Raw genomic sequence first — 4,313 nt, 5'->3', positions numbered from 1 at the left:
AAAACGTTTCCAAAATTTTCGATTGCGCGCCTTGTGCGGCGCAGCGTCGCGGCCGGCCTGCGAAATCGACTCCATTCAACCCCTCCTTGTCTGCGTAAAATGCCGTGGGAATCGCCAAGAACCCCGCAACCGCTCGAACGCTAGCGGAAATATCGCTTCTTCAGTGTAACGGATCGCGCAAACGGACAGTACCCGACAGATCGGAGACGTTTTCATGCAAAAATTAGAGGTGATGAAGGGATGGAAAGACGAAAAAGCCCGCAGCCTCCGGAAAGCCGCGGGGCGGTGAGTATTCCATTAACGGACAAGAAAACGACGAATCCGGGAGAAGGATGCGAAAGGAAGGAACGGATGAGGACCGGTCAAGCGGGAGAAGTCATTCCCCGGAATGCTTGCCGCGAAATGCGGAAGGCGATTTCCCGGCATATTTTTTAAATTTGCTGTAAAATAATCGACCGTCGAATAGCCGACCCGTTCGGCCACCTGATGCACCTTGAGCCCTTGCGCCAGCAGTTCCTTCGCCTTCTCCATGCGCACCTTGTCGACATAATTGTTGAAATAGTCGCCGGTCTCGCTTTTGAACAGTTTGCCGAGATAGCCGCTGTTGTAATGAAACACTTCGGCTAACGTTTCCAGCTTTAAATTCTGGTCGTAATTGCGGTGGATCAGCTCCTTCATCTGTTTGACGATCCGTTCCGGCTGCGCGGCGCCGCTCCGCTCCGCGACCGCCTCCCATATCCCGTTCAGATGCCGGCGCAGCGATTCGGCATCGGCGGTTTCGTAAATGTCCGATAGGATATCCGGCCGTTCCCGCAACAGCGAGGCCGCCGCGGTGTTGACAGCCGAAAGCTTGTGCAGCGCCGCGGAAGCGATATGGGCGGCGGCGCTGCGGCATTCCGGTCCGTCCATGCCGCTTTGCTCCATCGCCTTCAGCGCATCGTTCGCAATGCGGGCGGCCGCTTCCCGGTGGCCGATATCCAACGCCAAAAACAGCTCGTCGACGATCTTCTCCGTATCGGGAGCCGGCGATGCGCTCGTCTCGCCGTCCCCATCGGACAGCGGCGGCAGGATGTCCCCGTCCTCGCACCAGAACAGGCGCCGGTTCAGCCTGCGGGAAGCCGATGCGAACGAGCGGTCGATACGGCCGAGCGAAACGGCAATATCTCCGCAAGCGCCGGCGATCCGGTCGGCCGCTTCGCCGCAAAGCCCGCGCAGCGTTTCGTTCCATTCCCGTGCTTCCCGGCAGCCGCGGATGCCGTCCCGGATGACGAGACCGATGTACGGGTCTGCCGGGAACACCGCTGCCGTTGCGGATTGTCCGGCAAAGCGTTCCGCCAGCTTGCGCTTGACGGAAGCGAGCAGCCGGCCGTCATCTTCTCCGCCGCGCTTCGCTGCAAGCAGAATAACTTGATAGCCGTTCCACTCCATGCCGAGCCTTGCCGCCAGCGCGTCCCAGGACGGATCATCGGCGGACAACGGTGAAGTGCCGTATGCCGCCGAACGGATCGCCTGCTCCCGCCGCCATTGCTCCTCCGCTTCGGACTGGCGGCGCTTTTCATGTTCCGCAACCAGCATGTCGCGGATGCGTGCGATGAAACCGGTCAGTTCGTCCTCATCGACCGGCTTGAGCAAATAGCCGTCCACGCGGTAATCGATCGCTTTTTCGCATAATCGAAATCCGAGTAGCCGCTCAAAATGAGGAAATGAACGCCTTCGTCCTTTTCCCTGATCCGCTCGATCAGCTTCAGGCCGTCCATTCCCGGCATCCGGATATCGACAATCATCAGATCCGGCGCTTGCCGCTCGTGCTCCTCGAGCGCCTCCCGGCCGTTCGCGGCGATGCCGCATACGCGGAATCCGAACGAATGCCAATCGATGATCGTCCGCATCCCTTCGCGGATTTGAGGCTCGTCGTCCACAATCAGCACTTTATACATTCCGCTCTCTCCCCCTTGCCGGCAATTCCAATCGAATTCGCGTGCCGCGGCCGGGTTCGCTGTCCATATCGTAACGGTAGGCTTCTCCGTAAGTCAGCCGCAGCCGCTGATGAATGTTGCGCAAGCCGATCCGCTGCTCGCCGCGGTCTTCGGCGTCCTCCATCGCCGCCAGCACGGCCTGCCGCCGCGCCTCGTCCATTCCGTCGCCGTTATCTTCCACGTCGATGCGCAGCATGCCGTCTTCCGTCAGTACGGCCGAGATGCGCACATGCCCGCCTTGCTCCAGGTTTTCCAGACCGTGAATGACCGCATTTTCCACAAGCGGCTGCACGATCAGCGGCGGTACCGGAATATTCGTCGTCTCCGGTTCGATATCCAGCGTGAACGTCAGCCTGTCGGCATAGCGGAATTTTTGAATTTCCAGGTAGCAGCGGACAATTTCCATTTCATCGCCGAAACGGATGTCCGCCCCGCCGATCTCCAGGTTTTCCGCATAAGCTTGCCGAGCAACCGCACCGTTTGCGCGATTTCGGACTGGCCGTTGATATGCGCTTTCATCCGGATCGACTCCAGCGCGTTGAACAGAAAATGCGGGTTGATCTGGCTCGCCATCATTTTCAGCTTGATCTCTTTCTGCTTCAGCTCCATCATGCTCTTCTGCCGGTTCGATTCATACACCTCGTCCATCAGTTCGCGGATGCTGCGCACCATTGAGTTGAACTGCCGCGACAGCTGGGCGATTTCGTCATTGCCGTCAATCGGCGAATAGGCGTTCAGGTTGCCTGCGGCCACCTTGTTGATCTCCTTGCTCAATTTTAAAATCCGCTTCGAAATCAATGCCGATACGAGCGAAATCAGAATGACCGCGACGATACAGCTGAGAAAAATAACGATCATGCCCATCGTGCCGATCCGGTCGGCCTCCGCGACGATATAATCGACCGCAAATACGGATACGATACGGAGTCCGTTGAGGCTGGAAGCGGGATGGACGTTTTCAATAATAATTTTGGACAGCTTGCCGTCCACGATCTCTTCGTACGTGCCGCTGTCGTAATTTTGAATGATCTTGCCGATGCTCGCATCGGTCAGCAGCTTGCCGGACAAGGCCGGGTTGTTCGAGGCGACGATGTTGTTGTTTTCGTCTATAATCATCGTCTCATACGGTTCCTGGTTCATGATCGCATGCAGCGTAACCGGATTGACGGCAATGACGAGTACGCCCTTTGTCCCGTATTCCGGAAAATCGATCCGCCTGACGAGGCTCAAATATTTGTTTTTCCCGGCCTGGTCCTCCACATAATACCATCTGACGGCGTTATCGGCGATCGCGGCCCGGTACCAGAAAGAATGGCGAATCGAATCGTCCGGCTGGATAAATTCCCAGTTGTTGATCAAAGTCGGATTGTCGATATAAAGCCGAATGTTTTTCAGCTCGGCGTACGTCTTGAGAAAATCGCGGAAATCGGAATACCCGCTGTAAGCTTTGAAAACGTCCAGAACGGTATCGTAACGGCTGTTTGATACCGTTTTCAATCTTCTGTCGAACAACAGCCGCTCCGAGACGATAAGCGGGATTTTAATAATATCGGACGTGCGCTGCTTGAGCCGTTCGACGTTGCTGGCCGTCTGCTGCACGGCATTTTCCAGCGCCATCTGGCGAAATTGCGCGGTGAGAAACATGCCGACGAACAGTACCGGGACGAGCACGACGAGCAAAATCGACAGAAACAGCTTGTTGCGCAGCTTCATATTGTTGAACCAGGTTGTCATCTGTCAGCAGGTCACTCCCTCCGTCGCGGCGCCGTATTCCATTTCTATCATCTATATCATAATCGCCCGGGCGGAAAAAGAGAATGACTTTCGGCTCCGCTTCGCATCCAGCGCCTTATTCGTTCGCGCTAATCCCGCTGGGCGCTCGATTGCTCGCACCACTCCCGCCGGGTGCTCAATTTCGAACCTCCAGGGCCCTTTTCGCCGCTCCACTCCCGTTGCCACCACGCCGGGCGTCCGACGGACCGATAGCAGAACTGCAGGGCCTTATTCCCTCGCGCTAATCCCGCTGGGCGCACCATTGCGAACCTCCAGGGCCCTATTCACTCGCTCCACTCCCACTGGGCGTCCGGTTGCGTGCCTCTAGTGCCTTTTTCGCTCGCTCCACTCCCGCCGGGTGCTCAATTTCGAACCTCCAGGGTCTATTCGCTCGCACCATCCACACTGTGAACTGCCACCGGCCCCGAAATTACTTTACTCCGGCTCCCAGCGGCTGGTATGCGGGAGATCGAAACCCTACAAAAGAACAATGCTGCAAAAGTGCAGTATTTTCGGGCGTAAAATAACCAAAACGCGAAAATTCCTGCGATAATCAGGCTGTTG

Annotated in this window: 3 protein-coding genes and 1 pseudogene; all 4 read right to left on the bottom strand. The window is 57.0% G+C overall.

Going from position 1 to position 4,313, the window contains the following annotated elements; translation table 11 throughout:
• Positions 1-376: 376 nt before the first annotated feature.
• Positions 377-678: pseudogene (locus PACILC2_RS29820) on the bottom strand (helix-turn-helix transcriptional regulator); the annotation flags it as partial.
• A 923-nt stretch (positions 679-1,601) separates the two neighbouring features.
• Positions 1,602-1,937 carry a response regulator gene (locus PACILC2_RS23945; protein WP_213531324.1) on the bottom strand — a complete coding sequence of 112 codons (336 nt, stop codon included), beginning with the start codon at positions 1,935-1,937 and terminating at the stop codon, positions 1,602-1,604.
• Positions 1,930-2,382 (bottom strand): sensor histidine kinase, encoded by a 453-nt coding sequence (locus tag PACILC2_RS29015; RefSeq protein WP_307860703.1) that lies wholly within the window; start codon positions 2,380-2,382, stop codon positions 1,930-1,932. Before PACILC2_RS29015 ends, PACILC2_RS23945 begins: the two co-directional genes overlap by 8 nt.
• Positions 2,325-3,710 (bottom strand): sensor histidine kinase, encoded by a 1,386-nt coding sequence (locus PACILC2_RS23940; protein ID WP_307860702.1) that lies wholly within the window; start codon positions 3,708-3,710, stop codon positions 2,325-2,327. Before PACILC2_RS23940 ends, PACILC2_RS29015 begins: the two co-directional genes overlap by 58 nt.
• Positions 3,711-4,313 lie beyond the last annotated feature (603 nt).

The organism is Paenibacillus cisolokensis, from assembly GCF_018403665.1.
GTDB classification, from domain to species: domain Bacteria; phylum Bacillota; class Bacilli; order Paenibacillales; family Paenibacillaceae; genus Paenibacillus_AH; species Paenibacillus_AH cisolokensis.
Note: the sequence above shows the minus strand (reverse complement) of the source record. Positions and strands in the feature narration are given on the sequence as shown.